The 26,997-nt window shown below is 66.9% G+C and carries 23 protein-coding genes and 1 pseudogene; 18 read left to right on the top strand and 6 right to left on the bottom strand.

Annotated elements, in window-relative coordinates; translation table 11 throughout:
- Window positions 1-101: 101 nt before the first annotated feature.
- Genes tldD through ggt form a run of 5 tightly spaced genes read left to right on the top strand, consistent with a single transcriptional unit; the run spans window position 102 to window position 4,668 of the window.
- Window positions 102-1,547 (top strand): metalloprotease TldD, encoded by a 1,446-nt coding sequence (gene tldD / locus U743_RS13465; protein ID WP_043768965.1) that lies wholly within the window; start codon window positions 102-104, stop codon window positions 1,545-1,547.
- A gap of 7 nt (window positions 1,548-1,554) precedes the next feature.
- Window positions 1,555-2,148, top strand: a complete 594-nt coding sequence (gene rsmD / locus U743_RS13460; RefSeq protein ID WP_043768964.1) for a 16S rRNA (guanine(966)-N(2))-methyltransferase RsmD — start codon at window positions 1,555-1,557, stop codon at window positions 2,146-2,148.
- Window positions 2,145-2,642 carry a pantetheine-phosphate adenylyltransferase gene (gene coaD, locus U743_RS13455; protein ID WP_043768963.1) on the top strand — a complete coding sequence of 166 codons (498 nt, stop codon included), beginning with the start codon at window positions 2,145-2,147 and terminating at the stop codon, window positions 2,640-2,642. Before rsmD ends, coaD begins: the two co-directional genes overlap by 4 nt.
- A 15-nt stretch (window positions 2,643-2,657) precedes the next feature.
- Window positions 2,658-2,924, top strand: a complete 267-nt coding sequence (locus U743_RS13450) for a YfhL family 4Fe-4S dicluster ferredoxin (protein WP_043768962.1) — start codon at window positions 2,658-2,660, stop codon at window positions 2,922-2,924.
- A gap of 43 nt (window positions 2,925-2,967) precedes the next feature.
- Complete coding sequence (gene ggt, locus U743_RS13445; protein WP_043768961.1) at window positions 2,968-4,668, top strand: gamma-glutamyltransferase; 1,701 nt, start codon at window positions 2,968-2,970, stop codon at window positions 4,666-4,668.
- A gap of 158 nt (window positions 4,669-4,826) precedes the next feature.
- On the opposite strand, the gene xth is transcribed toward ggt, so the two are convergent.
- Window positions 4,827-5,594, bottom strand: a complete 768-nt coding sequence (xth, locus tag U743_RS13440) for an exodeoxyribonuclease III (protein ID WP_043768960.1) — start codon at window positions 5,592-5,594, stop codon at window positions 4,827-4,829.
- Between the two features lie 152 nt (window positions 5,595-5,746).
- Between xth and U743_RS13435 the strand changes: the two genes are divergently transcribed.
- From U743_RS13435 to U743_RS13410, 5 genes are all read left to right on the top strand, one after another.
- Window positions 5,747-6,241, top strand: a complete 495-nt coding sequence (locus U743_RS13435; RefSeq protein ID WP_043768959.1) for a hypothetical protein — start codon at window positions 5,747-5,749, stop codon at window positions 6,239-6,241.
- Window positions 6,242-6,284: 43 nt separating this feature from the next.
- Window positions 6,285-7,199, top strand: coding sequence for an acyltransferase (locus U743_RS13430; RefSeq protein ID WP_043768958.1), 915 nt, complete (start codon window positions 6,285-6,287; stop codon window positions 7,197-7,199).
- A complete protein-coding gene (locus U743_RS18240; protein ID WP_052368164.1) occupies window positions 7,196-8,044 on the top strand; it encodes a DUF3014 domain-containing protein in 849 nt (282 codons plus the stop codon). Before U743_RS13430 ends, U743_RS18240 begins: the two co-directional genes overlap by 4 nt.
- 56 nt (window positions 8,045-8,100) lie before the next feature.
- Entirely contained in the window at window positions 8,101-9,897 is a 1,797-nt protein-coding gene (locus tag U743_RS13415) for an MFS transporter (RefSeq protein ID WP_043768953.1), read from the top strand.
- A 145-nt stretch (window positions 9,898-10,042) separates the two neighbouring features.
- Window positions 10,043-11,155 carry a GGDEF domain-containing protein gene (locus U743_RS13410; RefSeq protein ID WP_043768952.1) on the top strand — a complete coding sequence of 371 codons (1,113 nt, stop codon included), beginning with the start codon at window positions 10,043-10,045 and terminating at the stop codon, window positions 11,153-11,155.
- A gap of 18 nt (window positions 11,156-11,173) precedes the next feature.
- Here the strand turns inward: U743_RS13410 and U743_RS13405 are convergent, their stop codons facing one another.
- From U743_RS13405 to U743_RS13395, 3 genes are read right to left on the bottom strand one after another with little or no spacing between them, the layout of a single operon-like run.
- The gene (locus tag U743_RS13405; RefSeq protein ID WP_043768950.1) at window positions 11,174-13,249 is read right to left on the bottom strand and encodes a M3 family metallopeptidase; all 2,076 of its coding nucleotides are present in this window, start codon (window positions 13,247-13,249) and stop codon (window positions 11,174-11,176) included.
- Between the two features lie 48 nt (window positions 13,250-13,297).
- A complete protein-coding gene (locus U743_RS13400) occupies window positions 13,298-14,242 on the bottom strand; it encodes a GIDE domain-containing protein (RefSeq protein ID WP_052368163.1) in 945 nt (314 codons plus the stop codon).
- Window positions 14,243-14,246: 4 nt separating this feature from the next.
- On the bottom strand, window positions 14,247-14,822 hold the full coding sequence (locus U743_RS13395; protein ID WP_043768949.1) for a LemA family protein: 576 nt from the start codon (window positions 14,820-14,822) through the stop codon (window positions 14,247-14,249).
- A 96-nt stretch (window positions 14,823-14,918) separates the two neighbouring features.
- Here U743_RS13395 and U743_RS13390 point away from each other — a divergent pair, with 96 nt between their 5' ends.
- The 4 genes from U743_RS13390 to U743_RS18235 all read left to right on the top strand — a co-directional run bounded on the left by U743_RS13390 (window position 14,919) and on the right by U743_RS18235 (window position 18,915).
- Window positions 14,919-15,866, top strand: a complete 948-nt coding sequence (locus U743_RS13390) for an alpha/beta hydrolase (RefSeq protein WP_198022040.1) — start codon at window positions 14,919-14,921, stop codon at window positions 15,864-15,866.
- Window positions 15,863-16,390 carry a gamma carbonic anhydrase family protein gene (locus U743_RS13385; protein ID WP_043768947.1) on the top strand — a complete coding sequence of 176 codons (528 nt, stop codon included), beginning with the start codon at window positions 15,863-15,865 and terminating at the stop codon, window positions 16,388-16,390. The genes U743_RS13390 and U743_RS13385 overlap by 4 nt, the downstream gene beginning before the upstream one ends.
- A gap of 27 nt (window positions 16,391-16,417) precedes the next feature.
- Window positions 16,418-17,167, top strand: coding sequence for a 2,3-diphosphoglycerate-dependent phosphoglycerate mutase (gpmA, locus tag U743_RS13380; RefSeq protein ID WP_043768946.1), 750 nt, complete (start codon window positions 16,418-16,420; stop codon window positions 17,165-17,167).
- Window positions 17,168-17,331: 164 nt separating this feature from the next.
- Window positions 17,332-18,915 carry a GGDEF domain-containing protein gene (locus tag U743_RS18235; RefSeq protein ID WP_052368160.1) on the top strand — a complete coding sequence of 528 codons (1,584 nt, stop codon included), beginning with the start codon at window positions 17,332-17,334 and terminating at the stop codon, window positions 18,913-18,915.
- A 9-nt stretch (window positions 18,916-18,924) separates the two neighbouring features.
- Here U743_RS18235 and U743_RS13370 read toward each other — a convergent pair whose 3' ends face one another.
- A complete protein-coding gene (locus tag U743_RS13370; protein ID WP_052368157.1) occupies window positions 18,925-19,410 on the bottom strand; it encodes a hypothetical protein in 486 nt (161 codons plus the stop codon).
- An 87-nt stretch (window positions 19,411-19,497) separates the two neighbouring features.
- Here U743_RS13370 and U743_RS13365 point away from each other — a divergent pair, with 87 nt between their 5' ends.
- From U743_RS13365 to U743_RS13350, 4 genes are all read left to right on the top strand, one after another.
- Complete coding sequence (locus U743_RS13365) at window positions 19,498-22,875, top strand: penicillin acylase family protein (RefSeq protein WP_043768944.1); 3,378 nt, start codon at window positions 19,498-19,500, stop codon at window positions 22,873-22,875.
- 139 nt (window positions 22,876-23,014) lie between these two features.
- On the top strand, window positions 23,015-24,871 hold the full coding sequence (locus tag U743_RS13360; RefSeq protein WP_043768942.1) for a CocE/NonD family hydrolase: 1,857 nt from the start codon (window positions 23,015-23,017) through the stop codon (window positions 24,869-24,871).
- 101 nt (window positions 24,872-24,972) lie between these two features.
- Window positions 24,973-25,347: a DUF805 domain-containing protein gene (locus tag U743_RS13355; RefSeq protein WP_043768940.1), complete on the top strand. Its 375-nt coding sequence runs from the start codon at window positions 24,973-24,975 to the stop codon at window positions 25,345-25,347.
- Window positions 25,348-25,431: 84 nt separating this feature from the next.
- Window positions 25,432-26,052 carry an outer membrane beta-barrel protein gene (locus U743_RS13350; RefSeq protein WP_043768939.1) on the top strand — a complete coding sequence of 207 codons (621 nt, stop codon included), beginning with the start codon at window positions 25,432-25,434 and terminating at the stop codon, window positions 26,050-26,052.
- 63 nt (window positions 26,053-26,115) lie between these two features.
- On the opposite strand, the pseudogene U743_RS19515 reads toward U743_RS13350, so the two are convergent.
- A pseudogene (locus U743_RS19515) lies at window positions 26,116-26,784 on the bottom strand (DUF2189 domain-containing protein).
- Between the last annotated feature and the right edge of the window lie 213 nt (window positions 26,785-26,997).

Here is a 26,997-nt window from a genome sequence, read left to right as displayed (position 1 = left end):
GCGACATCGCTGCCGAACTGAAAAGAATCTGCGCAATCTGTGGCTGACCCCTTTTCCGTCATTCGCCGCGGGAGCCGATAGCTAGCCGGTACACTGAGGGCATGTCCGATACCTATTCCCTCGCCGAGAGCCGGCTGCTGGCGCCGGGTTCGCTCGGCCCGGCTGATATCGAGCGCGCGCTGGGCGCGCTGATGAAGCCCGGCATCGACGCCGCCGATCTCTACTTCTCCGACGGTCAGTCCGAATCCTGGCTCTTCGAGGACGGCATCGTCCGGCGCGGTAGCCACAGCAGTGAGCGCGGCGTCGGCGTGCGTGCCATCTCAGGCGACAAGGCCGGGCTGGCCTACAGCGACGAGATCACCGCCCCCATGCTGATGGACGCCGCCGGTCAGGCGCGCGCCATCGCCAATCAGGGTCAGCAGGGGCGGGTGGCCGTGCCCGAGCCGCGCCGGCACCAGCCGCTGTACAGCGTGGACAGTCCGCTGGACAGTCTGTCCACCGACGACAAGCTGGAGCTGTTGCGCCGGGCTGACGCCGCCGCGCGCGTAGCCGACCCGCGCGTTCAGCAGGTGCAGGTCTCGCTGACGGGTACGCTGAAGACCGTGCTGATCGCGCGCAGCGACGGCCTGCTGACATCCGATATCCGACCCATGGTGCGGCTCAATGTCAGCGTCACGGTGGAGGAGAAGGGCCGCCGCGAGCAGGCCTCGGCCGGCGGTGGCGGGCGCAGCGGCTACGCCTTCTTCCTCGACGGCGACAAGCCCGAGGCCTACGCCCGCGAAGCGGTGCGCATCGCCTGCGTGCTTTTGCGCGCGGAGGCTGCACCCGCCGGCAGCATGCCGGTGGTGCTGGGTGCCGGCTGGCCCGGCATCCTGCTGCACGAGGCCGTGGGTCACGGGCTGGAGGGCGATTTCAACCGCAAGGGCAGCTCGGTCTACAGCGGAAAGATCGGCGAGAAGGTGGCCTCGGAACTCTGCACGGTGGTCGACGAGGGCTGCATCCCGCACCGTCGCGGCTCCCTGACTGTCGACGACGAGGGCGAGCCCACTCGGCGCAATGTTCTGATCGAGAACGGCATTCTGCGCGGCTACATGCAGGACAGCATCAATGCGCGCCTGATGGGCATGCCCGCCACCGGCAATGGCCGTCGCGAGTCCTACGCGCATCTGCCCATGCCGCGCATGACCAATACTTATCTCATGCCCGGCCCGCACGATCCCGGCGAGATCATCGCCTCGGTCGACAAGGGCCTCTACGCGGTCAACTTCAACGGCGGCCAGGTCGATATCACTTCCGGTAACTTCGTCTTCTCGACTTCCGAGGCCTATCTCATCGAGGGCGGCAGGGTGACGACCCCGGTCAAGGGCGCCACACTCATCGGCAACGGGCCGGAGGCGCTGTCGCAGGTCGACATGCTGGGCAACGACCTCATGCTCGACCCCGGCATCGGCGTCTGCGGAAAGGAAGGCCAGGGCGTTCCGGTGGGCGTGGGCCAGCCGACGCTGCGCATCGGCGGACTCACCGTCGGCGGCACCGCAACGGATTAGGGCCGGAATGGCACAGCGCCCGCGCGGTGAGCTGCGCATCATCGGCGGTCACTGGCGTTCGCGCCGTATCCGCTTTGCGCATGAAGCCGTGCGCCCGACGCCGGATCGCGTTCGGCAGAAGACCTTCGACTGGTTGGCGCCGCGCATCCGCGGTGCGCGCGTGCTCGACGTCTGTGCCGGCAGCGGCGCCATGGGTCTGGAGGCGCTGTCGCGCGGCGCCGCCGAGGTCTGCTTCGTCGAGCGCGACCGGCGCGCCGCAGCGGCCATCGAGGCCGCGCTGGCGCTGCTGGCTCCTGCCGCCTCGGCACGGGTGGCGCAGGCCGACGCCGCACTCTTCCTGACGCGACCGCCGGCGGAGGCCGGCTACGATATCGCCTTCGTCGATCCGCCCTACAACGCCGACATCTGGGCGACGCTGCTGCCACGGCTGGGGGCCTGGATGGCGCCGGAACACCGCATCTATATCGAATGGCCGCGCTCCGCCAGGCCGGACTTCGGCGTCGCGTTGGACTGGCACCGGGAATCGACGGCGTCTCAGGTAAGCTTCGGCCTCGCGAGCCTTGCCTCCGGCGAGCCCCCATCGACAGGAGATTTGGCATGAAGTCCGTGACGGCAGCCTACAGCGGCACCTTCGATCCGGTAACCTTCGGGCATATGGACATCATCGCGCGCGCGTCGGTGATGTTTCCGAAGCTGATCGTGGCGGTGGGCCTGAACCCTTCCAAGAATCCGCGCTTCTCCATCGACGAACGCGTGGCGCTGATAGAGGCCTCTATTACTGAAGCCGGCCTGGATAACGTCAGCGTGCAGCCCTTCGACGGGCTGGTCGTGGACTTCGCGCGCGACAACGGCGTCACCGTGCTCGTACGCGGCGTGCGCAACGGCACGGACGTCGATTACGAAAAGCAGATGGCTATCATGAACCGCGATCTCTTTCCCGAGCTGGACACCGTAATGCTGGCGCCGGCCCCGGCATACGCGCATCTGTCCTCATCGCTGGTGCGTGAGCTGACCGGCATGGGCGCGCCGGTGGAGAAGTTCGTCCCCGCGCCGGTACTGCCGGAGCTGCTGGCGCGCTTCGGCCGCAAGAGCTAGCTTGGTGGAGGCGCGATGGCGCTGAAGATCACCGACGCCTGCATCAACTGCGACGTCTGCGAGCCCGCCTGCCCGAACGAGGCGATCTACCAGGGTGAGGAGATCTACGAGATTGATCCGGCGCTGTGCACCGAATGCGTGGGACATTTCGATGAGCCGCAGTGCCGCATGCTCTGCCCGGTTGACTGCATCCCGCTCGATCCCGAGAACGTAGAGTCGCGCGAGGAACTGCTCCTCAAGTTCCGGCGCCTGACTGCCCCTGATGGGAAAGCACATGGCTGAGCGCATGGTTGGTCCATCCCGTATATCGATTGGAGCTGTGGAGATGAAGCGATTTCCCGGGCGAGCGCTGCTCGCCGCCATGTTGCTGCTGTTGGGTCTGCCGGCCGGCGCCGCTTCGCTGCCGGATGTGCCGGGCCATGCTGTGGCCAGCGCCCATCCATTGGCGACGCGAGCGGGGCTGAAGGTCCTGGAGCGCGGCGGCAATGCTTTCGACGCCGCCGTGGCGGTTACGGCGGCGCTGGCGGTCGTCGAGCCTTACGGATCAGGGCTGGGTGGTGGCGGTTTCTATCTGCTGCATCGGGCTGGTGACGGGAAGGATTTCTTCGTCGATGCCCGTGAGACCGCACCGGGCGCCGCAACCGGTGACATGTATCTGGATCGCGACGGCAAGCCGGTGCCCAGTCTTTCGCGCGACGGACCGCTGGCCGCGGGCATCCCTGGTACGCCGGCGGCACTGGAGCACATCACCCAGCTGTTCGGGCGCAACAGCCTCGCCGAGAATCTCGCGCCGGCGGTCCGGCTGGCTACCGAGGGATTTCCGGTAGACGCCAAGCTGGCCGCGCGCATCGCCGCCTCGGCGCATCGTTTCTCGGAGGCTGCCGAAGCCGTATTCCTGCCGGACGGTGGACTGCCGGTTGCCGGTGACCGTCTCGTGCAGAACGACCTAGGCGGTACGCTCATGACCATCGCCGAGCACGGCTCCGAGGGGTTCTACCGGGGCGAACTCGCCGAGAGGTTGCAGGGGGGCGTCTTCCGTGACGGCGGCATCTGGTCGCTTGCCGATCTTGCGCGCTACCGGGTCAAGGAGCGCGAGCCGGTGCGCATCGACTACCGTGGCTATCGCATCACTACGGCACCGCTGCCGTCGGCCGGCGGCATCACGCTGGCGCAGATCTTCGGCATGCTGGACGCGCTGAAGTGGCCCAGCGGCGACGATACTGCGGCTCGCCACGAGCTTGTCGAAGCGATGCGTCGCGCCTATCGGGATCGCGCCGTCTATCTCGGCGACAGCGACTTCGTCGATGTACCGGTCGGGCGGCTTATGAGTCAGGAGTACGCCAACACGCTCGCGGCCGGCATCGGCCGCATGGCGACGCCCAGCGAGACGATGGAGATCGCAGGCCTGCAGGAGAACCGCGCCAAGGGCGAGAACACGACTCATTTCTCGATCATCGACGATGACGGCAACCGCGTGGCGGCGACCTTGTCCATCAACACCTGGTTCGGCTCCGGCTACATGCCAGCCGAGACCGGCGTGATACTCAACAACGAGATGGACGATTTCGCGACCGCGCCGCTGGTGCCCAACGCCTACGGGCTGGTGCACACCGAAGCCAACGCCGTGCAGCCGCACAAGCGGCCTTTGTCGAGCATGACGCCGACCTTCGTCGATGGTCCGCGCGGTGTCTTCATTACCGGCACGCCGGGTGGCAGTCGCATCATCACCATGGTGCTGTTGTCGGTGCTGGCGCACACCAACGGCCTCAACGTGGAGCAGGCAGTGGCGGCGCCGCGTTTTCATCATCAGTTCCTGCCCGATCGCATCAGCTTCGAGCCGGAGGCGCTTACCGCCGAGCAGCGCACGAAGCTGCGCGCGCGCGGTCATGAGCTGGAGCCGAGCTCCCGGCGCTTCGGCAACATGCAGGCGATCCACTGGGATACCCGCCGCAATCGGCTGGAGGCGGCCTCGGATCCGCGCGGGATCGGCGATGCCAAGGTGGTGCGACCGCGTTCATCACCCTGAGCTTGTGCGTGGGCTTGCGTATTGGAGAGCCGTGAGGGCTGACGGTCGCTCGGGCCCGTCATGCTCCGGAATCCTGCATCACCGTGGGTCGGGCTTCCATCAGACCGACCCACAAAGATTCAGCTGGTGCCGGGGCCGCGCAAGCCGGCTCAGCTCGCCTAGGCGAGCGTGACAGCCACCGGCGCGTGGTCGGAGGGGCGCTCGAGGCGCCGGGGCTCGAGATCGACGCGCCAGCTTTCAACGCGCTCGCTCAGCGGCGCCGAGAGCAAAACGTGGTCGATGCGCAGACCGAGGTTGCGGCGGAATCCGGCGGCGCGGTAATCCCACCATGTATAGCGCTGCTCGGGCGTCGGCACGCGCTCGAAGGCATCGCTAAGGCCGGCGGCTTCCATCGCGCCGCGCAGCGCTTCGCGCTCGGGGCCGGAGCAGAGAATGTGCCCTTCCCAGGCCTCCGGGTCGTGCGTGTCCTCGGGCAAGGGCGCAACGTTGAAGTCGCCCACGACGGCGAGCCGCGGGTGGCGCTCGGCTTCCTCGGCGAGGTAAGCGGCGAAGCGCTGCAGCCAGTCCAGCTTGTAGTGATACTTCTGCGAGTCCACCGACTGGCCGTTGGGGACATAGACGGAGACGACACGCAGATCGTCGACCGTGCCGGCGATGACCCGCTTCTGCGGGTCGTCGAAGCCCGGGATATCACGCTGGACGTCCTCCAGCGGCCTGCGGGCGAGCAGGGCGACGCCGTTGTAGGTCTTCTGGCCGTTGGTTACGGCCTGCCAGCCCGCGTCGCGCAGCGCCTCGAAGGGGAACTCCTCGTCGGCCATCTTGAGCTCCTGCAGTCCGACGACGCTGTCGGACTGTTCGGCCAGCCAGTCCAGAAGGTGCGGCAGACGCACGCGCAGCGAGTTGAGGTTCCAGGTGGCGAGTTGCATCGAGAGTCCGGATTGCGGGCGCAGAGCCCATATTGTCGCCCGCCTGGAGCGACGGAAGCGTTACGGGGTGAACGGATGGTCAGGAAGGGCGCGCCCGCGGCCCGGGATTTGGCATCATGCGTTCTTCCTTTCGTTCAACAAGAAGCCACCTCATGTCGAGCGCGATCCGTGGACCGATGCTGCCGGTGTTGCTGGCGGGCGTGCTCAGCGCCTGCTCCGGCTTGCCCCCATTGTGGGGCGATGATACGCCGCGTGTGATCACCGTCCAGCAAATTGCCGGCACAAGCGACTGTGGCATGGCCGCCGACAAAGCCTCGCTGTTGGTCTTCGCCGAGGCAGAGGGGTTGCTGCGCTGGGCCGAGTCAAACGGTCGCCCTCATCTGGCCAAGAATCGGGTCGCCGGCAAGCGCCACGCGGTGGTTGCGATGGACGCGGAAGCCGGTGGGCTGGCGGTGGCGCGAGAAGCCGTCAAGCGCGGCGATTACCTAATGCTGCGCGTGAGTCGACTTAGCGGTGACCCGGAGGCCCGCGGTGCCTCAGCCTGTGCGGTGGTCGTCCTGCCGGAAGAGCTGTCCGGTCGTGCCCGTATCGACGCCCGCGATCCCGAGGGGGCGTTGCTCACCTCCTGGCCGCCGGCCGCGGAATAGCCTCAGCCCCCCCCCATTCTCAGAATCGACAACCGGACGATCCATGCTGCGCTTCCTGCCACGCCCCATCCGCGCTCTCGTGATGTTCCTGCTCTTCGTGGCCAATCTGGTGCTCTGGGCCATTCCCGTCTACGCCATGATCCTGGTCAAGCTTGTCACGCCGGCAGGGCGCGGGCGTGATCGGGTGTCGATCATCATGTCGGGGCCCGCGCAGCGCTGGGCCCGCACGAATGTGCTCATTGGTGATTTCATGCTGGGGACTCAGTGGGACATCGAGGGAGTCGAAAAGCTGGACATGCGCGGGCAATATCTGGTGACTTCGAATCACCAGACTTGGAACGATATCTACGTACTGATGAAGGCCTTCGCGCGCGACGCTCCCTTCTTCAAGTTCTTTCTCAAGAAGCAGCTCATCTGGGTGCCGATTCTTGGCCCCGTCTGGTGGGCACTGGACTACCCATTCATGCAACGGCACTCGCGCGAGGCCATTGCCGCCAATCCGGCTTTGGCGACGCAGGACCTTGAGGCCACCAAGCGCGCCTGCACCAAGTATGGTGACCAGCCCGTAATGATCCTCAACTTCCTCGAAGGCACGCGCTTCACGCGCGCCAAGCACGATGCACAGGAAAGCCCTTATCGGCACCTGCTGCGCCCGAAGAGCGGCGGGCTGGTATTTGCTCTGCAGGCCATGGGCGGCAAGCTGGCGTCGGTCCTGGACGTGACCATCGTCTATCCGGAGGGTGCCTGTGGCTTCTGGCAGTTTTTCGAGGGCCGCATGAAGCGCGTCATCGTGCGCGTTCGCGAGATCCGCGTGCCGGAGGACTTTCTCTATGGCGACTACGCCGCAGACGCCGAATTCCGCAAGCGCGTTCAGGCCTGGGTGAGCGATATCTGGGCCGAGAAGGACCGCTTCATCGATGAGCTCCAGGCCCAGGCACGCCGGGAGGCTGTAGCGTGAGCCGCGCTGTCTGGATCGGGCTGCTCGCGGGGCTGGCGCTGATTGCCGGTTTGGCCTGGCTGTTCTACGGGGGCGATGACGATGACAGTGCCTCGGGGCCGGTCACGATCGTCGACTACACCGACTCGGAGGCGGAAAGCGCCGACGAGGAGGGTGATGGGCGCCGGGCGCCGCCGCGCTACCCGTTGCTGGAGGAACCCTCCGAGTCGGAATCCGAGGCAGTGGAAAGCAAGCCGCTGCCCGAGCTGGAAGCCTCCGACGAATCGGTGCGCGAGGAGGCGAGCGCGCTGTCGGGGGCTGAGCCTCTGGAGTCGTTACTGTTGCCGGAGCGCCTGATCGAACGCTTCGTCGTGACCTTTAACAGTCTCGACGGCAGCATGGCGCCATTGAGCAAGTGGCCCATGCGACACGCCGAGGGTGTACCCGAAGTCGCGCGTGTCGACGAGGGGCGCTTCCGCTGGAAGCCGGCCAACCATCGACGCTACGACGCTTATGTTCGGGTTTTCACGACTCCCGACGCGAGCACGCTGGTGGATCTCTACATCCGCTACTACCCGCTGCTGCAGGAGGCCTACGCGGCGCTGGGCGAAGAAGAGGATTACTTCAACGATCGCGTCATCGCGATAATCGATCACCTGCTGGAGGCACCGCCGGCGCGGGAAAGCTACGCGCTGCGCCAGCCGCGCGTGCTCTTCACTTTCCTCGATCCGGAGCTGGAGCGGCTTTCACCCGGGCAGAAGATCCTGCTGCGCATCGGGCCGGAGCATTCGGAGGCCGTGCGTGCGCAGCTGCGCGCCATCCGTGCCGAGATCGTGGCCCGGACCGGTGCCGATGACGGGCCATGAGCACCGGAACGCGCGACAAGCGCAACACGACGGAGCGCACGGAGGCACGCTGAGTCATGAGCGCGCCCGAGCCCTATAGCGGCACGCGTGTCGCCTTCGGCCTTCCCGGCGCGGTCAGCGCGGCGATGGCCCTGCTCATCGCCGTGTATCTGACCAAGTTCTACGTCGATGTCGTCGCGCTGCCGGCCGGGATCATGGCCGTGGCCATCGCCGCCGGTCGCGCCTTCGACGCCATCACCGACCCTTTGATGGGCTGGATATCGGATCGCACGCGCAGCCGCTTCGGTCGGCGCATGCCCTTTATCGTCGTCGGCGTACTCGGCAACGCGGCGATGTTCGTGCTGCTGCTCAATCCGCCCAAGGTCCTGCCGGAAGTCGGTCTGGCGGGCTGGGCGGTATCGGCGCTGCTGCTGTCCTTCCTTTTCCTGACGATCGCCAGCGTGCCGCGCCAGGCGCTGGCCATGGAACTGACCCAGGATCAGGGCCGGCGCCAGGATCTGTTCGCCGCCATCGCCGGCTTTGTCGCCATCGGAACCGTTGTTGGCGCGCTCATGCCCAACTTCCTCGGCGCGGCAGGCATCGAGGATGCGCGCGCGCAGATGCGCTGGCAGAGCGCGATCTACGCCGGAGCCTATCTGCTAGCCAATATCGTCTTCGTCGCCTGCATCCGCGAGCGACCCGAGTTCCAGCGGCGCGGACGCACGCCGCTGGTGCCGGGCGTGCGGCGGGCGCTGCGCAACCGCCCCTTCCGCGTCATGTTCGTCTCGCACGTCATCACCGCCATCCCCATTGCCATCCCGGCGACGCTGCTGCCCTTCTACACCGAGCACGTTCTGCAGGCCGAGGCCGAATGGGTGGGCTACTTCCTGCTCGCCTATCTGCTCTCCGGCCTGCTGGCGCTGCCGGTGTGGCTGATCGTGGCTCAGCACAAAGGCAAGCGCTTTGTCTGGCTTTGTGCCTCCGCCATTGCCGTGGTCGGTGGTGCGGCGCTCTACTTTGCCGGCCCGGGCGACGAGCGCAACGTGCTCTTCCTGCATATGCTGGTGGGCTTGCAGTCGGCCGTGTGGCTCTTCATCGGTGGTGCCATGCACGCCGATGTCGTCGACTACGACGAGCTGCTCACCGGCGCCCGGCGCGAGGCCCAGTACGCCGCGCTGTGGAGCATCATTCCCAAGTTCGCGCTGGTACCGGGCGCGGCGCTGCCGCTGGCCGTTCTCGGCGGCATGGGCTACGTCCCGAATGCCGAGAGCCAGTCCGAGACCGTCGTCGATACCATCCGTACGATGCACGCGCTGGTACCCGCGGCGCTCAACGCTATCGGGCTGTCCATCATGTGGTGGTATCCCTTGACCGAGGCGCGCCACGCCGTCGTGCGCGAGGGCGTGGCGGCGCATGCGCGCGGCGAGGCCGCCACCGATCCGATCACCGGTGCGCATCTGCGGCCACCGTCGGCGCGCGACGTCGACGAGGCGCTGGCCTGGCGGCTGGATAGCCTGTCCGCTGCCGAGTTGCGGCGCCTGGCCCACGGTGCTGGCGCCGGCTTGAGCGCGCGCATCGCTGCGGCGGCCGGCTGCTGGCTGTTGGTGGCAGCCGCGATCCTGACCGCTGCACTGCCCGCGCTCCAGAACTTGCAGAGCGACCCCGGGCCGCTGCCGACGCTGGCCATCGTGGCCGCGGGAATGGCGCTCACGGTTGCGCTTTTCCACGCCGCGCGTCTGCCCGAAGCGCGCCGCTTGCTGCGCGCACCGCCGGCTGCGGAAACGCTGCGGGCGCACCTCGACGAGACCGTGCCGGCGGCCCGCAACGCGCGGCTGCTGCCGGCCATAAGGGCAGCGATACGCGCGCGCAGCTGACGGCCACGGCTGTTGCCGGCCCCCGTTTCGTGCCATCTTGTGGACTGGCATCTTCCGGCATGCGCCGCGGCAGCGCCGCACGTCGGGCGCCACGCATAAGAAGAAGCAGGTCCGGTTCTCCGGGCCGCGGGGAGGGAGCAATGAAATGGCAACCGTAGCGACGCGAGACGCCATCGCCGAAGCGCAGCGGCTGCGGCTGCAGCGCATGCGCTGGGGCTTTGCGAACCAGTCCTGCACGCTGCTGATCGTGCTGGGCCTCTACGGCTTCGGCATGCTGCCGGGTGTACATGCGCTGGCTTTTGCGGTCGCGTGGCTGACCATCGACTGCGCCCTCGTCGCGGCGCTGAAGAGCGGTTTCAATCTGCGCCTGCGCGACCCCAGCATGACGGCGGCGCAGATCGTGCTTCCCGCCCTGCCCACCGTCTACATCATGTACCACGTGACCGATCCGCAGGCGCGCACGGCTTTCCTGCTGATGGCCACCAGCGCGCTGCTCTTCGGCATGTTCGCGCTCGACCGGCGGGCCATGCTGCACGTCGGTGGCTTCATCGTGCTGGGCTATCTCGCCGTGCTGGCGGCCCTTTACCAATGGGCCCCTCAGCGCATTGATCTGCAGGTGGAGGTGGTCATCGTCTTCGCCTATGTCGCGGTGCTGGCCATCGTGGCCCTGCTGGGCAGCTTCATCGCCGGCCTGCGCAGCACGCTCAGGCGGCGTAACGGCGAGCTGCGCGAAGCCATGGCGAAGATGGAGGATCTGGTCAGCCGCGATCCGCTCACGCGCCTGCCGAACCGTCGCGCCATCATGGAGCAGCTCGCACGCGAGCACAGCCGCTTCGAGCGGCGCCTCCAGCAACAGAACGCGCTCGCCGTAGGCGTGATCGACGCCGACCACTTCAAGCGCATCAACGATACCTGGGGGCATCAGCTCGGCGATGATGTGCTCTGTCGTATCAGCGAAACCCTGCAGTCGCTGATCCGTGACGGCGATTTCGTCGGCCGCTTCGGCGGCGAGGAATTCCTGGTCATCATTCCGGAGACCACCGAAGCCGCTGCGCGCGCAACCGCCGAGCGTTTGCGTGCGGCGGTGTCGGAATTGCGTTTCCCGGAGCTGGGTGAGGGCGGCCGGATCACGGTTTCCGTTGGCATGGCCCTGCATCGCGCCGGAGAGGGGATGGAGGCCACCGTCAAGCGCGCCGACGACGCTCTCTACCGCGCCAAGGCGGCCGGGCGCGATTGCGTCGTCTTTGCCGAGCCCTGAGAACCGGGCGGAACCCGCTCAGGCCGCGTCGAGCAGGCCATCCTGGCGCAGCAGCGGTGCCAGCTCCGGATCGCGGCCACGGAAGTCGCGGAAGAGCTGGCCGGCGTCGGCGCTGCCGCCTCTGGCAAGGATGGTCTCGCGGAAGCGCTGGCCGGTGGCGGCATCCAGCGTGCCGGCCTCGGCGAAGGCTTCGAAGGCATCGGCCGATAGCACCTCGGCCCACTTGTAACTGTAGTAGCCGGCCGCGTAGCCACCCGCGAAGATGTGCGAGAAGCTGTTGGCGAAGCGGTTCCACTCAGGCGGTTTAAGCAGCGCGACTTCGTCGCGCACCGCCTCCAGCGTTTCCTGCACGCGCGCGCCGCGCGCCGGGTCGAAGTCGCGATGCAGGCGCAGATCGAAGAGGGAGAACTCGACCTGGCGCAGTGTGGCGAGGCCAGCGCCGAAGCGCCGGTCGGCCTGCAGCTTCTCCAGCAACGCGTCGGGCAGCGGCTCGCCGGTGTCGATGTGGCGGCTCATGCGCTTGACGAAGGCACGGTCGAAGCAGAAGTTCTCCATGAACTGGCTGGGCAGCTCGACAGCGTCCCAGGCGACATTGCTGATACCCGACACGGCCGCCACGTCGATGCGCGTCAGCAGGTGGTGCAGGCCGTGACCGGCTTCGTGGAAGAGGGTCAGGACTTCGGTGTGTGTCAGCAGCGGCTCGCGCCCTTTCAGTGGCGGGGTGAAATTGCCCACCAGATAGGCCACTGGCGTCTGCAGCCCGCCCTGGTGGCGTCGGCGCGAGCGGCCGTCGTTCATCCAGGCGCCGCCGCGCTTGTGCTCGCGCGCGTAGGGGTCGAGGTAGAACAGGCCCACGGCCGCACCGTCCGCTTCAAAGAGTCGGTAGGCCGTGACGTCCTCGTGCCAGCGCGGCACGCCGGAGGCGATCTCGGCGCGCACGCCGTAGAGCGATTCCATGAGGGTGAACAGCCCTTCCAGCACTGCGCTCAGCGGGAAGTAGGGGCGAAGTGCGGCATCGGAAATGCCCAGCTCGGCCTCGCGCAGCTTTTCGCTGTAGTAGGGCAGATCCCAGGGCGCGAGTTCTTCCGGGCCGCCATGGGCGCGAGCGCAGTCCTTCAGGCGCGCCAGCTCCGCCTCGGCGCGTGGCCGGGCGCGCGTCGCCAGATCCTGCAGGAAGGCCTCGACGGTGTCGGGGCTGTCGGCCATCTTCTTGGCCAGCGACAGCTCGGCGTAGTTGGCGTAGCCCAGCAGCTGCGACTGTTCGTGCCGTGCCGCGAGGATGTCCGCCATCAGCGGGCCGTTGTCCTTGGCCGGGTCGTGCGGTCCCTGCTCGGAGGCGCGCGTGCTCCAGGCCGTATAGAGCTGCTCGCGCAGGGCGCGATCGTCGGCGTGGCGGATGACGGCGTCGAAGCTGGGGAAGTCCAGCGTCAGCCGATAGCCGGTCTCTCCCTTGTCGCTGGCGCGCGCGGCTGCGGCGGCAATGGCGTCTTCGCTCATGCCGTTCAGCCGGCTGGCGTCGGGCAGCTGCAGATGCCAAGCCTGGGTGCAATCGAGGACGTTCTCCTCGAAGCGGGTGGCCTGCTCGGAGAGCTGCATCGACAGCTCGCGGAAACGTGCGCGCGGCGCGTCGTCGAGGGCCACACCGGCGAGATGGTAGTCGCGCAGGTTGTGGACGACGGTGGCGCGGCGCGCTGTGTCGAGGCGCTCGAAGTCGGCGGAATCCCGCAGCCGCTGCCAGGCCTCGAACAGTGGGCGCGACTGGCCCAGTTCCATGGCGTAGTCAGTGAGCTTGGGTAGGCAGGCGTTGTAGGCGGCGCGCCACTCGGGGGTGGAGCACACCATGAAGAGGTGGGCGACCGGGCCGAAGACGCGGTGTACGCGCTCCTCCAGTGTCTCGAGCGGTTCGGCCAGTGTCTCCCAGGTGTCGGTGCCGTCTTTGAGCAGTTGCTGGATGCGCGCGCGGTTGTCGGCCAGCACGGCGTCCAGTGCTGGCTCGGCGTGCTCGGCACGGATGGCGGCGAAGTCGGGGAGGGCATCGCTGGCGTCGGCGATGGCGAGCAGGGGATTGTGGGCGTTGTCGGAGTTATTCGTCATGGCGGCATTGTAGGCAGCCGCCGCGGCCCGGGGTTCCGTGCCTCGACGCTAGTTCAGCGTCAGGCGCGCTTCCAGGAAGATGGCCAGCAGAACGACCGCGATCACCGCACCCGTGATCATCAGCGCGGCGGAGATGCGCTTGTGGCGCGCTAACTTGTCCTGCGGCCAGGTGGATAGCAAAAAGGCACGCCCGTCGCCGGGCTTGCGCAGCACATGCGTGTCGGGCTGGGCGAGCGTTTCCGCGTGCTGGCGGCGCACCGTTTCCAGCGCCTTGGCGCGCGCCGTCTCCCATTCGTCGAGGTCGATCTCGCCGTCGTCGTTGGCGTCGAAGCGAGCCAGTAGGGCCTCGCGGTCGCGCTTCCATTCGGCGAGTAGCTCGCGTACGGCGCTCTGATCGTCCTCGGCGCGCGCGGCGCGGACGGTACTGAACTGGCCGAGGGCGTGCAGCGGTGCGCCGGTACTGACCAGGCGCTCGGTGTAGCGATAGTTGCCGAATTCCAGTTTCCCGAGCCAGCCACTGTTCGGTTTGGGGGTGCGCAGCGGCCGGCGGGTGCCGCCGCGCCACTGGCGGCGCAGATCCGGATAGACCTGCGCGCCTTCCGGGTCGATGACGCATTCGCCAGTGCCGTCGTCGAGCAGGAAGAGGGCATCGCTGGTGCCGCCTTCGATTCGGTGCCAGCGCGAATCCTTGCCGCTGCGGCGGCGCTGCTCGACGCGGTAGTACCACCAGACGCAGGGCGTGCGCGTCAGCGGGGACATCGTCTTCGGGCCGGGCATCCAGCGCGCGGTGCCTTCGAACTCAGCGTAGCCCTGCGAGGCGGATCGCAGGCGCTGTGTGGGCGTGTCTTCGACGAGTCGCGCGCGTCGCAGCCGACGGAAGCCGAGCCAGCCGCCAGCCAGCGCCGCCGCCGCCAGCAGTGCGCAGATCCACCAGAAGGCATCCGCGTCGACGCGTGCTGCCCATTGCTGCAGCGGCGCCAGTAGCTCGGCCACGGCCTCAGCCTGCGGCGAAGAGGTCGCGCACGTCGACGTCGGCGGTCATCTCCTCGGAGAAGACCAGCAGCTCGGCCGGCTCGAAGCCCAGAGCGCGCGCGACGAGCACATCCGGGAACTGCTCGATGCGGACGTTATTGGCGTTGACGGCGGCGTTGTAGAACTCGCGCCGGTCGGCAATGGCGTCCTCCAGTCCGCTGATGCGGTCGAGCAGCTGCCGGAAGCTCTCGTTCGCCTTGAGCTCCGGGTAGGCCTCGACAGTGGCCATGATCTTGCCGAGACCGGCGCGCATGAGATTCTCAGCGCCACCGACACCGGCGACGTCACCCTCGCGCCGCGCGCGGTCGGCCTGGTTTCTCGCCTCGGTCACTTGCGTCAGTGTCTCGGACTCGAACTGCATGTACTGGCGACAGCTCTCGACCAGCTTGGGCAGTTCGTCGTGGCGCTGGCGCAGCAGCACGTCAATGTTCGACCAGGCCTGCGACACGGCGTGCTTGAGGCGCACCAGCCCGTTGTAGATGACGATGGTGTAGCCGATCACCACCACCGCGATGACCCCGAATATCACCCATCCGATCATTCTTCTTCCCCCTGCTTGCGTCCGGAGCCGATTCAGCCCCGGGTCGCGGAAGGTATGATTCTGTCCCTAATCCGTACTGTTCTGCACGAGACGCCCATGCGATTGATACCGCTGTTGCTGTCGGCCCTGCTTCTCGCCGGCTGCTCGGGGTTGGACGTCATCAACGCCGTCACCCCCGACCGCAACTACGAAGCCGCTGCGAATATCGCCTATGCCAGCGGTAAAGGACGGCGCCTGGATATCTACAGTCCGCGCGGCCTCGACGAGCGCGCGCCGGTGGTCGTCTTCTTCCACGGCGGGCGCTGGACGGCCGGCAGCAAGGAGGAATACAAGTTTGTCGGCGAGGCACTGAGCACGCGCGGCATCGTCACGGTAGTGGCCGACTACCGCAAGCATCCCGAGGTGCGTATGCCCGGCTTCATGGATGACGCTGCGCAGGCCGTTCGCTGGACGCGCGACAACATCAGCCAGTACGGCGGCGACCCCCGTCAACTCTTCGTCATGGGGCATTCCTCCGGCGGGCACATGGCGGCGCTGTTGGCCCTGGACGACCGCTACCTGCGCGATGCCGGCGTGCGCGAGCCGCTGGCCGGCTTCATCGGGTTGGCGGGTGCCTACGATTTCCTGCCCATCCGCGACGCCGACCTCGCCGAGATCTTCGGGCCGCAGGATCGCTACGACATGTCGCAGCCGGTCAAATTTGCGCGTCCGGGCGCGCCGCCGACGCTGTTGATTCACGCCAAGGACGATGAGACCGTCTGGATCGACAACGCCGAGAATCTCGCCAAGGCGCTGCGCGAGGCCGGCGCGCCGGTCAGCACGGTGTTCTACGAGCGCATCCGCTGCGCGCCCGGTGTGGGCAGTCACGCCTGCACGATCACCGCCTTGTCGCGGCCGTTCCGCGGCAGTGTCGACGTGCTTGATCACATCGCCGATTTCGTCGACGAGCGGGCCGGCACATCCACCACCACCCCGAGCGCGCCGGCGCCGATGGAGCGCAGCAGGCCGCGCTCGCTGAACGAGCCGACCGAGCTGAAGGAATGATCCGCGCCTTTGAGGGCCGCCATCCCGAGCTCGCCGCGGGCGCCTGGGTGGACGAGCAAGCGCACGTCAGCGGCGAAGTGCAGCTCGGCGAGGACGCCTCGGTCTGGCCGATGGCTGTGCTGCGCGGCGACGTCAATCGCATCACGGTGGGCGCGCGCAGCAATATCCAGGACAACAGCACGCTGCACGTGACCCATGACGGCCCCTATAGCCCTGGCGGCATCCCGCTAGTGGTGGGCGAGGATGTGACAGTGGGGCACGGCGTCACGCTGCACGCCTGCACGGTCGGTGACCGCTGCCTCATCGGCATGGGCTCGCTGGTGCTCGACGGCGCCGTTCTCGACGACGAAGTCTATCTCGCCGCCGGCAGCCTGGTGCCACCGGGCAAGCATCTGGAAGGTGGCTGGCTCTATCGCGGTGCACCGGCGAAGGCCGCCCGGCCGCTCACCGATGACGAGCGTGAGTCGCTGCGCTACTCCGCCGCGCACTATGTGCGGCTAAAGAATCGCCACGCCGGCAACTGATTCCCCTTCGAAGGACCAAGGAGCAACATGACTCGCAAGCTAGTGCTGCTGCGCCACGGCCAGAGCCAGTGGAACCTGGAGAACCGCTTCACCGGCTGGGTGGATGTCGATCTCACCGAGCAAGGAAGAACCGAGGCCGAGGCCGCCGGCCGGCTGATGGCCGACGAGGGCCTGCATTTCGATGCAGCGCACACCTCCGTGCTGCTGCGCGCCATCCGTACGCTCAACACCGCCCTCGATGCCATGGACCAGCTCTGGCTTCCGGTGCAGAAGAGCTGGCGGCTGAACGAGCGCCACTACGGCGCGCTGCAGGGGCTCGACAAGGCCGAAACCACCGCGCGTCACGGCGAGGATCAGGTCAAGATCTGGCGGCGCAGTTACGACATCCCGCCGCCGCCGATGGATGCCGACGACAAGGGCCACCCGCGCTTCGACCGGCGTTATGCCGGCCTGGACACGCGCGTGCTGCCCGCCACCGAGTCGCTGGCCACGACGCTGGAGCGCGTGCTGCCCTACTGGCACGATCATCTGGCGCCCGAGCTGACCGCTGGCCGCACGCTGCTGGTTACCGCCCACGGCAACTCGCTGCGCGCGCTCTACAAGTACCTGCTCGACGTGCCCGACGACGCCATCACCGAGGTCAACATCCCCACCGGCATTCCGCTGCTCTTCGAGCTGGAGGATGATCTGCGCGTGCGCGATTCGCGTTATCTGGGCGATCCGGAAGCCGCCAAGAAAGCCGCCGAGGCAGTGGCTGCGCAAGCCAAGGGCGGCTAGTCATCGCCGCGTCGCGGCGGCCCGGAATTGACCTGGTGCGTGACCTGACAGTAACTTCATTCCCGTAGAAGGCGTCCTGCCGGACGGGTCGCCCGCGTGACAGGCGCATCGCCACGGAACGGCGCCTGGAATCGGGGATGTGCGGGGGATACACGGGGGAGCGCATGGAAGAGCAGCAGCCCTTGCTGCGCGCGGCCATTGTCGACATCGCGGCGCATCGACAGCGCACACAGGTGCTTAGCGCGCTTTTCGCCTGCGTCAGCGCGGCCTCGGGCATCATCATTCTGCAGACCTACGGCACGGGTAACCGGCTGGAGGCTGCTGTCATGCTGGTCGTCGCCTTGCTCTGCGCCCTGGTCGGCCTTCGTGCGCTGAAACCGCTTAGCGAGCTTGAGCGAAAGCGACTGTCGGATGCTCTGTCCGCGTTGATCCTGGCCGCCTACACGGCCCCACTGATGTTCAGTGTCTGGGGACCGCCGATGGCGGATGAGCAACTCAGCGCCTTCCGCCCCATCTTCGGCTTCACCTTCTTCGTCTACCTCGGCTTGATCATGCTGCAGCCGAGCCGAGAGGGATTGCGGCGGCTGTGGGTCATCTACGTTGCCCAGCTGGCTGTCGTCGTCTCGGGGGCCTATTGGCACACGGGCCTGGATCTCGGCCGCGACGGCATGCCGGCCATGCTGCTCTGGCTCGTCTTTGGCAATGCCGTCTTCATCGTCCTCCTGCACAGCCTGGCCTTCTACGCACGCGCGCTACGCCGCTTCGGGCGGGAAGCCGTCGCCGCCCAGGCCTTGCGCTCCAGTGAGGAATACCTGCAGCTGGTACTGCACAGCATGCAGGTCGGCGCCTGGGGGTGGCGCCTGGAGGGTGCGCAGCAGAGCTGGGGATCACCGCGTTTCCGCGAGTTGATCGGCTGGGACAAGGCCGATGCGGACGCGCCTTCCATGGTTCTGGGCCTCCTGCATCCCGACGATCGCGAGGGCTTCGCGGAAACTGCGGCCAGTCAGCTCGCGGCCGATTCACTCTTCGACGTGACGGCGCGTCTTCGGCGTCGCGACGGCGACTACCGCTGGTTCAACGTGCGCGGCCATGTGGTGCGCGCCGAGGACGGCGCCATCCGCGAGGTGGTGGGCGCCATCCTCGATGTCGACGAACAGGTGCGCAGCGAGCAGGCCCTGGTCGAGAGTCACGAGCGCCTGACCTATCTGGCCTACCACGATGTGCTCACGGGGCTGCGCAACCGCCGCTTCTTTCTGGAGCGCTTCGAGCAGGAGCTGGCGCGCGCGCGCCGCGAGAATCAGGCGCTGTCGCTGCTCATCGTCGATATCGATCACTTCAAGCCCTATAACGATTGCTATGGCCACAGCGCCGGCGACGAGGCGTTGAAGGCCGTCGCACAATGCCTGAAGGACAGCGCTCGCCGGGGCGTAGACCTGGCGGCGCGTTTCGGTGGCGAAGAGTTCGCCGTGCTGCTGCAGAACACCGACGCTGCGGGCGCGCTACAGGTGGCGGAGGCCATGTGCCGCTGTGTGCAGGATGCGGCCATTCCGCACGCGCGCGCCCCGCTGGGGATGCTGACCATCAGCGCTGGTGCCACGACGCTTCTGCCCAGCGAGCAACCGGTGACGAATATCGACCTGATGATCGAGGAGGCCGATGCGGCGCTCTATCGCGTGAAGAGCTCCGGCCGCAACCGCGCTTGGCACTATCTGGATTCGGTCAACGACGGAGCGAGCGCGGCCGGCTAGCGTGGCCTCTCAATCCGCGGGAAGCAGAGTGCGCGCCGAGGCGTTCAGCGGCAGCGTCGTCAGGTGCGCGCGCGCGTCTTCGGCATCCTGCTCGAACCAGGCCCGGGCACTGCCCAGGCGGAAGCTGTAGCCCCAGGCATCCATGTCGGCGAAGAGCCGCTCGCGCGAATAGTCTGCGAGCGTGTCGGCGAGCAGAGCCTGCAGATAGCAGACAGCGGCCTCCTCCAGATCGCTGCCGCCGCAGTCGGTGTGCAGCCTTGCGCGGCGCGCCTCGTCCATGCACAGCACATGGGCAGCCGTATGCAGCAGCGAATGCACTGGCGTGTCGGCGCGCGCGTAGAGCGTCGTGCCGATGACGCCGGCTTCCGGGGCGCCCCAGTAGCTGGCCGGAATCTCGGCGTCATCGGCGACACGCGCCAGCGCGATGCCGTGGCGCGCGAGGAAATCGGTCATGGCCGAGGCGGGCAGGTCGGCGAGGGTGGTGATGTCCTGCATTTTTACGATGGCACGGGCTTTCCGAATGGGGGATAGTCGAGGCATGGCGCGGCATCGCATCGCGCAGCAAGGGAGAGAGGAGACAGCATGCACCCCCGTGTGAGTCGCGGCCTCGCCGCTATTGTCGTTGTTCTGCTCGCCGCCTGTGGTGGCAGCCATCCCCCCGACACGGTTGACGACGGCGGTCCGGGAGGCCCAGGTGCTCCGGGTGGCGGTGATCGTGCCTCGCCGGAAGGCAGCGTCTTCCTGAGTGCCGTGCCGCCCGGCAACAACGGCAATTCCGCCGGCGGCGTGGGCGCGCCGGTCGGGTCGGTACTGTCCTATCCGGACAATTTCGCCGACCAGCTCGAGCTTTACGGCAATCTCGCCTATGCGCAGGAAGATCTCAAGGCAGCGCCCTGCGAGCCGCCGGTCGATATCGACGCTCATGAGCCGGTTTCCGATCAGGCCTGCAATTACTACAAGGACGCCGGACTGGAGCCGCAGCAGGTTACCGAGAGCCTGACCCTGAACACGTCCGCTGGTGGCGTGGTGACGATCCGTCGCGATGGCTGGGGCGTGCCCTTTGTCGAGGGCGATACGCGCGCTGACGCCATGTACGGCTTCGGCTATGCCTCGGCGCAGGATCGGCTCTGGCTGCACGACGCGCTGCGCGCCATCGGTCGCGGCCGTTTCTCGGAGTTCCTCGGCGCGGCGCCGGATACGCTCGGTTTCGACGCGGATCTCGCCAACTTCGCCGGCTATAGCGAGGAAGAGCTGGAGGCCATGGTCGAGCGCGCGCGCTCCAAGTTCGGGTCGCTCGGCGATCTCGTCGTGCAGGACGTCGACAATATGGTCGCCGGCATCAACGCCTATCTGGATACGCTCAACGGCGCCGGTGCCGGGGATATCCCGCCCGAGTACGCCACGCTGGCACTGCAGGTGGGCGATCTGCCCAGCGTGCCGCCAGCCTTTCCACCGCGCGACTGGACGCGTACCGACATCGTTGCCTCGGCGACGCTGATCCAGTCGATCTTCGCCATCGGCGGCGGCGGCGAGCACCAGAACCTGCGCCTGCTGCAGGCCCTAGACGGCAGCTTCGGACCGGATAGCGGCGCCGTGCCGGCCGCCGCCTGTGAGCTGTGGCGCGACCTGCGTCACGCCATGGACCCGTATGCGCACAAGACAGTGAACGCGCGCGAGTTCGCTACGCAGTCACCGGCCAGCGTCAGCGAGGCGTGCCCGCAGGATCTGCCGGCTGGCGCGGCCATCTTCGACCCGGGTAGCTTCGAGACGCGGCCCAGCCTGCTCACGGCCGCGGCATCCGGCGGTGAGACCCTGGGCGCGGTGGTCGGCAATGTTCTCGGTGGTGTCGGCGGCGACGCCATCTCCAGCCTCCCGTTGCTGCCGAATCTACCTCTGGCGGAGGATCTTCTGGATTGCTTCATTGACGGCAGCACGGCGCTGGAGACTTGCCTGATGCTCGGTGCTGAGGGTCAAGGTGGCGCCGCCACGCGGATCGCGCGCATCGATCCTCCCATGCGTGACGGGCGGCAGCGATCCTCGCAGTCGCGTCTGCTCAACGGCGGAATCGAGCCGGGTGAAAGCGCGCGCCAGCATCTGGCCGCTGCCGGTCTGCCGCTGCCCGAGACCATGTCCAATGGCGTGGTCGTTCCGGCGTCGGAGACGCGCGAGGGCGCGCCCATCGCCGTCTTCGGTCCGCAGGCGAGCTACTTCGCGCCGCAGCTGCTGTGGGAGGTCGCCATCAAGTCGGGTGGCGACAACCCGGGGCCGCTGGATTTCAACGGCCGCGGCGTCGTCTTCGGCGATCTGCCCTATATCAACATCGGCCGCGGCGCCGACTTTGCCTGGAGCGCGACTTCGGGCAATTCCGACCTGGTCGACGTGCGCGTTTCCAAGCTCTGTAACGTCGACGGCACGCCTGCCACGCGCGAGACCGACGAGCAGGGGATGCTGGTTGCCGACGGCTACTTGGTCGATGCCGGCGACGGGCAGGGCATGCAGTGCCGCGAACTCTTCAAGCGCGTCGACGAATGGACGGCGCTGCCCACCGTGGCCTCGGTGGCCCTGGGTGGCCCGCCGGCGCCGCAGCGCGTGGTGCGCTCAGTCGCCCGCACGCACTACGGGCCGGTCTTCGCCACTGCCACCGTGCGCGGCGAGCCCGTCGCGCTCTCGCTGCAGCGAGCCACCTTTTTCGGCGAGTTGGAGACCGCACCGACCTTTGCGCTGGCCACCAGCAATATCGTCGAGGATTTCGACAGCTTCCGGAAGCTTTTCAACAGCGTGACGGGCTCCTTCAACTGGATGTACGTCGATTCGCAGGATGCCGGCGTTTTCCACAGCGGGCTGTATCCGAAGCGCGACCCGGCGCATCATCCCGAGTTGCCGGTATGGGGCGACGGCCGCTTCGAGTGGCAGGGCCAGCTTGATAGCGCCAGCGTGCCCTTCAACGCCGGTTTCTTCGATGCTTTCGGTGGCAAGGCTTCCGAGGGTGGTATCAGCTTCCCGAACCCTGCGACGCCGGTGGCGCAGAACGATCCGCTGCGCGATGGCTACTTCGAGTTCGACGGCTATCTGTCGATGGAAGAGCATCCGCAGGTACTCAACCAGCCCTTCATCGCGCAGTGGAACAATGCGCCGGCCGATGGCTGGTGGGCATCCGACGCCAATGGCAGCTACGGGCCGACGCATCGCATCGACCTGCTGGTCGAGCGCCTCGAAGCGTTCCGCGCGGCTGGCCGCAAGCACGACATCGGTACGCTGACCGAGATTCTGGCCGATGCCGCCTTTGTCGATCTGCGCGGTCAGACCGTGCTGCCGCTGTTGCTGGATCTGATGCAGACTGGAGAGCTGAGCGAGACGCAGCAGCAGGTCGTCGCGCTGATGGGCGACTGGATCGCCGACGGTTCGCGCAGCTGGATCGACGGCGGCGAAGGCCTGGGCGCCTATCGCCGCGATCGTGACAACGATGGCGCCTACGATCACCGCGCCGCAGTGGTGCTGATGGATGCCTGGTATCAGCGGCTGATCGACACCATGCTGCCGCAGTTCGAGGGCCTGCCGACGGTGCTGCAGGGCCGTTATGACGCGCCGCGTGCACAGGGCTCGGCTTTTCAGTCCGGCTGGTACGAGCACATGAAGCGGCTGCTGGAAACGGCACTGGACAAGCCCGGGCACACGCCCTATCGCGCGTTGCGCTGCGCCGGCAGCGAGGACGCTGGTGCGTGTCGGCAGGCCGTGCTGAGTGCTCTGGACGCAGCGCTGACCGATCTCGGCGGCATTGCGGCGATGGACAGCTGGGACGGCAGTCAGCTCGATTCCTATGCCAAGGGGGGCGACTGTGGCACGGTGGAAGAGTGCGATGCGGTCGAGCATGTGCCGCTCACCTTCCTGCCAGTGCCTGCCATCCACTGGACCAATCGGCCGACTTTCCAGCAGGTCATCCAGATACGTGAGGCGCGCTGAGCGCGTGCCCGCTACAAGACTAGTGTTGGGGGTCTTGCCGGCGGCTTCGGTCGCCGGCGTTTTTTATTGCGGGTCAATATTTTGTGGGGGCGGGCTAGAATCCGCTGTCAGTAAATAACTAATTGGACGGAGACTTGGCATGAGGCCATTGCTGTGGAAGGGACGCCACCTGCTTGTCGTGCTGCTCGCGGCAGGATTGCTCAGCGCCTGCGGCGAGAGCGCATCACCCGACGGTAGTGCGCAGGTTGCCGCGAAATGGACGCCCTATGAGCGGCCCGCCGAGTACGCCGGCTCGGCCACGCTGCCGGCGCAGGCCATCACGCTGCGCGACGGTATTCGCCTGGCCACGGCGGTGCGCCTGCCCGCCGGTCCCGACGGCGAGCCCGCCGAGGGCCCCTTCCCTGTGCTGCTGACGCAGACCGGCTACAACCGCGGCCTGCCGGTCATCCCCGCCTTCAACGACTACCTCGTGCAGCGCGGTTATGCGCATGTTTCGGTCGATGTGCGCGGCACCGGCAGCTCGGAGGGTGCCTGGGAAGCCTTTGGTGAGAACGAGCAGGCCGACTATGCCGAGGTTATGGACTGGGTGGCGACTCAGCCCTGGAGCAACGGCCGCGTTGGCACCTGGGGCGCCTCTTTCATGGGTATCACCCAGTTGTTCACGGCGGCGCAGCAGCATCCTGCGCACGAGGCGGTCTTCGCGATCGTACCCATGGGCGATGCCTACCGTGACATCGTCTTCAGTGGCGGGCAGACCAACGTCGGTTTCATCCCGCTGTGGATGGGGCTGGTCACTGCACTCAGCATCGTGCCGACGCCGGACCTGGTGCAGGACCCGGGCCTCTACGTCAACTCTGCGGTGCAGAATCTGCTGGCGGCGCTCACTAGCTTCCAGGTGCCCATTCTCGCGCAGGCTTTGCTCGGCGGAGAGATCGCACAGGACGGGCCTTTCTGGCGCACGCGTTCACCCATCGAGGTGGCGGACCGGATCCGCACGCCGACCTTCATCATCGGCGGGCTGAAGGACATTTTCCAGCGTGGCGAGCCGATGCTCTATGAGGCCATTCAGCGCAACGCCGACGCCAAGCTGCTGATCGGGCCGTGGGAGCACCTCGACGGTTCCTCCGGCGCTGGCCTCGAAGCGGCCGGCCTGCCCAGCATGGATCAGATGGCGCTGCAATGGTTCGACCACTATCTGCGCGACATGCCCAGCGGTGCCAAGGCGCAGCCCGAAGTCACGCAGTACTACTGGGGTGCTGAGCGCTGGTCGGTGGCCACCGGCTGGCCGCATCCGAAAGCGCGCGCCGAGCGCTGGTATCTGCAGGCGGGCGGCACGCTGTCGAGACAGCTTCCGGCGGACAGCGGCATCGATCGTACGCTGCAGCTGCCGGTCAACGGGCTCTGTTCCTCCAGCGCCTCGCAGTGGACTGCCGGCATCCTCGGCCTGGTGACTCCGCCCTGTGCTCAGGATAATCGCCTCAACGAGATCATCGAGGTGACCTACACGACCCCGCCGATGGCGGAGGACTACGTCGTCAACGGCCCGATTCAGGCCGATCTCTGGGTGAGCAGTTCTGCGCCCGATACCGGCGTCAATGTGCGGGTGACCCTGGTCGACGAAAGCGGTGCCTCGCGCGAGCTGAGCCACGGTCTGCTCAATGCCTCCATGCGCGCTGTCGACCCCGAGCGCGCGCGCTATCTGGACGGCGAGATGATCCAGCCCTGGCATATCTTCACGCGCGAGGCGCGGGATGTCCCGGGCATCGGCAATATCGTGCCGGTCAACGTCGAGGTCTTTCCGACCAGCTTCGTGATTCCCGAAGGTCATCGCCTGCGTGTGACTGTCGGTCCCAGCGACTTTCCGCACGGCCTGCCCCCGGTGCCCGACCTGCTCGATCAGCTGCTTGGCATCATCAGCGTTCACAGCGGTGGCGACACGCCGTCGAGCATCGTCGTGCCTGCGATTCCGGCGGATGCACTGGTTTCCGCTCGCTGATTTCGCGACTCATGAACCGCCCCGGCTGTACCGCGTCTTGGGGATGGGCGCACTGAAGCACGCGGGATAGCTTTGGCGCCAAAGCACTAGGGAGAGTAGCAATGGGCTGGTATCTGGCGGTTCTCAAGGATTACGCCGTATTCGACGGTCGGGCAGGGCGCAGCGAGTACTGGATGTTCTTTCTGTTCAATCTGCTGATCGCCATTGCGCTGGCTGTGCTCGATGCCGTCATCGGCACCTTCGACATGTTTGGTGGCATGGGACTGCTCGGGTTGATCTACACGCTGGCGGTGCTGCTGCCGGGTATCGGCGTCACCATCCGGCGCTTGCACGACACTGGCCGCAGCGGCTGGTGGATCCTCATCGGCTTCATCCCGCTGGTGGGCGGCATCATCCTGCTGGTCATGATGGTGCTGAAAGGCAGCGAGGGCGAAAACGCGTATGGTCCTCCGGCGCGCGTGGCGCCGCCCAGCTGAGGCGCTTCCAGTCTCTTCCGGTCTGCACCTGGATGGTGCAATATTCCGGTGCGGGACATCCAAGCTACCAATAAGGGAGAAGGCATGAAGCAACAATCTTTCGCCGCTGCCGTGGCATGCGGCATTGCATCGCTCGCCTATCTGGCACCGGCGCAGTCGGCATCTCTGGGCTACATCGACGGCTATTACATCCCGAGCGCCGAGTTCGAGATCAGTGAAGGCGGAGCTTCCGCCGATGACGACGGCGACGGCTTTGGCGTAAAAGGCCGCGCCCGTTTCGCCGATCAGCTGTTCTTCACTGGCGAGTATCAAGCGGTCGAGCTTGATGATTCCGAGCTCGAGATTGATCAGCTTCGCGCCGGCGTCGGCTTCACATCGGCCGTGAACCCAGCGTTGAACCTGATCGGGCGTGCCGAATTCATCCAGGTCGAGCTGGACGGCCCCTTTCTGGATTCCGATGACGAAAGCGGTTTCGGCATCCATGGTGGCGCCGAAGCGATGCTGACGCCCCAGTTCATGGTGCACGGCAGCGTCGGCTTCATATCGATCGATGATGCCGATGGCCCCGAATTCCTCGTGGGCCTGCGTTTTCTGGCAAACGAGAGCGTCAGCATCTTCGCCGACTACCGCGTCACGCGACTGAGCGACAGCGGCAACGACCTTGATCTTGACGATCTGCGTATTGGCGCCGGCTTCAGCTTCTAGAAGCGAAGCAGCTGCTGAATCCGAAAAGCCCCGCTGATGCGGGGCTTTTCGTTTCCCGCCAGGTTAGCGAGAAAGGTCGCGATAGGCGTGCCAGGTGGCGTGGCCCAGCAGCGGAAAGATCACCAGCATGCCGATTAGCATGGTCGCGAAGCCTACTGCAACCAGTGCGGTGATGAGCGCCGCCCAGACGATTGCCGCCGGCAGGTTCTGCATGCAGGCGGAAAGACTCGCGCTCATGGCCTCGCCAGTCGTGGTGCTCTCTCGATCAATGATCAGCGGCACCGCGACCACTGATAGCACGAAGACGAGAGCTGCCAGTGCGCCGCCGCTGGCGACGTAAGCGATGAGCTGCTCACTGCTGGCCTGCGCCATCGCGTCGCCTCACAGCGCGCCGAAGGTGACCGGCACCTGCGCGCCGAAGACACCTTGCAGCAGTAGCGTCGACAGCAGGAACCAAACGGCGCTGAGGGCGACGAGTACGCTCGCCAGCCCCAGCAGCGCGCTGCGCCGGCGCGCAAGCGGTGACAGCGAAGCCTCGAAGCCCATGGCTTCCCCCTGCTCGCGCCGCCGGGATAGCTCGCACAGGCCCGTTCCCAGCGCTGGTCCCACCAGCAGAAAGCCCGTGATGGTCGCGGCGATGAAGCTGGGATGGTTGCCAAGCGCAAGAATGAGCGCGCCGATGGCGGTGACGATAAGGCCGTAGATCAGGCTCGTACCAAGGCTGTGCCGCATGTCCGCGGCGCCGCGCCACAGCCAATGCAGAGGGCGCAGCATCGGGACTCCCCACGATGGGGTCAGGCTACCGGCGGGCAGGCTGTGCGTGTTCATGGCATGTCTCCTATGCAGCTACCGAAGCTGCCCCATTGATACGCCGCTGATTGGCGCATGGCAAGCGGGGCACTGCAACGCGCGGCGCTGCGATAATGCTGACTTATGCTCAGCCAG

This window comes from Algiphilus aromaticivorans DG1253, from assembly GCF_000733765.1.
Classification (GTDB): domain Bacteria; phylum Pseudomonadota; class Gammaproteobacteria; order Nevskiales; family Nevskiaceae; genus Algiphilus; species Algiphilus aromaticivorans.
Note: the sequence above shows the minus strand (reverse complement) of the source record. Positions and strands in the feature narration are given on the sequence as shown.

What these genes read in the sequence shown, in the direction of transcription:
- U743_RS13360 (WP_043768942.1), top strand. Translation starts at nt 23,015, where the DNA reads ATGAGGCCATTGCTGTGGAAGGGACGCCACCTGCTTGTCGTGCTGCTC.
- U743_RS18235 (WP_052368160.1), top strand. Translation starts at nt 17,332, where the DNA reads ATGGAAGAGCAGCAGCCCTTGCTGCGCGCGGCCATTGTCGACATCGCG.
- U743_RS13385 (WP_043768947.1), top strand. Translation starts at nt 15,863, where the DNA reads ATGATCCGCGCCTTTGAGGGCCGCCATCCCGAGCTCGCCGCGGGCGCC.
- xth (WP_043768960.1), bottom strand. Translation starts at nt 5,594, where the DNA reads ATGCAACTCGCCACCTGGAACCTCAACTCGCTGCGCGTGCGTCTGCCG.
- U743_RS13365 (WP_043768944.1), top strand. Translation starts at nt 19,498, where the DNA reads ATGCACCCCCGTGTGAGTCGCGGCCTCGCCGCTATTGTCGTTGTTCTG.
- U743_RS13415 (WP_043768953.1), top strand. Translation starts at nt 8,101, where the DNA reads ATGAGCGCGCCCGAGCCCTATAGCGGCACGCGTGTCGCCTTCGGCCTT.
- U743_RS13405 (WP_043768950.1), bottom strand. Translation starts at nt 13,249, where the DNA reads ATGACGAATAACTCCGACAACGCCCACAATCCCCTGCTCGCCATCGCC.
- U743_RS13430 (WP_043768958.1), top strand. Translation starts at nt 6,285, where the DNA reads ATGCTGCGCTTCCTGCCACGCCCCATCCGCGCTCTCGTGATGTTCCTG.
- gpmA (WP_043768946.1), top strand. Translation starts at nt 16,418, where the DNA reads ATGACTCGCAAGCTAGTGCTGCTGCGCCACGGCCAGAGCCAGTGGAAC.
- coaD (WP_043768963.1), top strand. Translation starts at nt 2,145, where the DNA reads ATGAAGTCCGTGACGGCAGCCTACAGCGGCACCTTCGATCCGGTAACC.
- U743_RS13350 (WP_043768939.1), top strand. Translation starts at nt 25,432, where the DNA reads ATGAAGCAACAATCTTTCGCCGCTGCCGTGGCATGCGGCATTGCATCG.
- U743_RS13395 (WP_043768949.1), bottom strand. Translation starts at nt 14,822, where the DNA reads ATGATCGGATGGGTGATATTCGGGGTCATCGCGGTGGTGGTGATCGGC.
- U743_RS13390 (WP_198022040.1), top strand. Translation starts at nt 14,919, where the DNA reads ATGCGATTGATACCGCTGTTGCTGTCGGCCCTGCTTCTCGCCGGCTGC.
- rsmD (WP_043768964.1), top strand. Translation starts at nt 1,555, where the DNA reads ATGGCACAGCGCCCGCGCGGTGAGCTGCGCATCATCGGCGGTCACTGG.
- U743_RS13450 (WP_043768962.1), top strand. Translation starts at nt 2,658, where the DNA reads ATGGCGCTGAAGATCACCGACGCCTGCATCAACTGCGACGTCTGCGAG.
- U743_RS13435 (WP_043768959.1), top strand. Translation starts at nt 5,747, where the DNA reads ATGTCGAGCGCGATCCGTGGACCGATGCTGCCGGTGTTGCTGGCGGGC.
- ggt (WP_043768961.1), top strand. Translation starts at nt 2,968, where the DNA reads ATGAAGCGATTTCCCGGGCGAGCGCTGCTCGCCGCCATGTTGCTGCTG.
- U743_RS13410 (WP_043768952.1), top strand. Translation starts at nt 10,043, where the DNA reads ATGGCAACCGTAGCGACGCGAGACGCCATCGCCGAAGCGCAGCGGCTG.
- U743_RS13370 (WP_052368157.1), bottom strand. Translation starts at nt 19,410, where the DNA reads ATGCAGGACATCACCACCCTCGCCGACCTGCCCGCCTCGGCCATGACC.
- tldD (WP_043768965.1), top strand. Translation starts at nt 102, where the DNA reads ATGTCCGATACCTATTCCCTCGCCGAGAGCCGGCTGCTGGCGCCGGGT.
- U743_RS13355 (WP_043768940.1), top strand. Translation starts at nt 24,973, where the DNA reads ATGGGCTGGTATCTGGCGGTTCTCAAGGATTACGCCGTATTCGACGGT.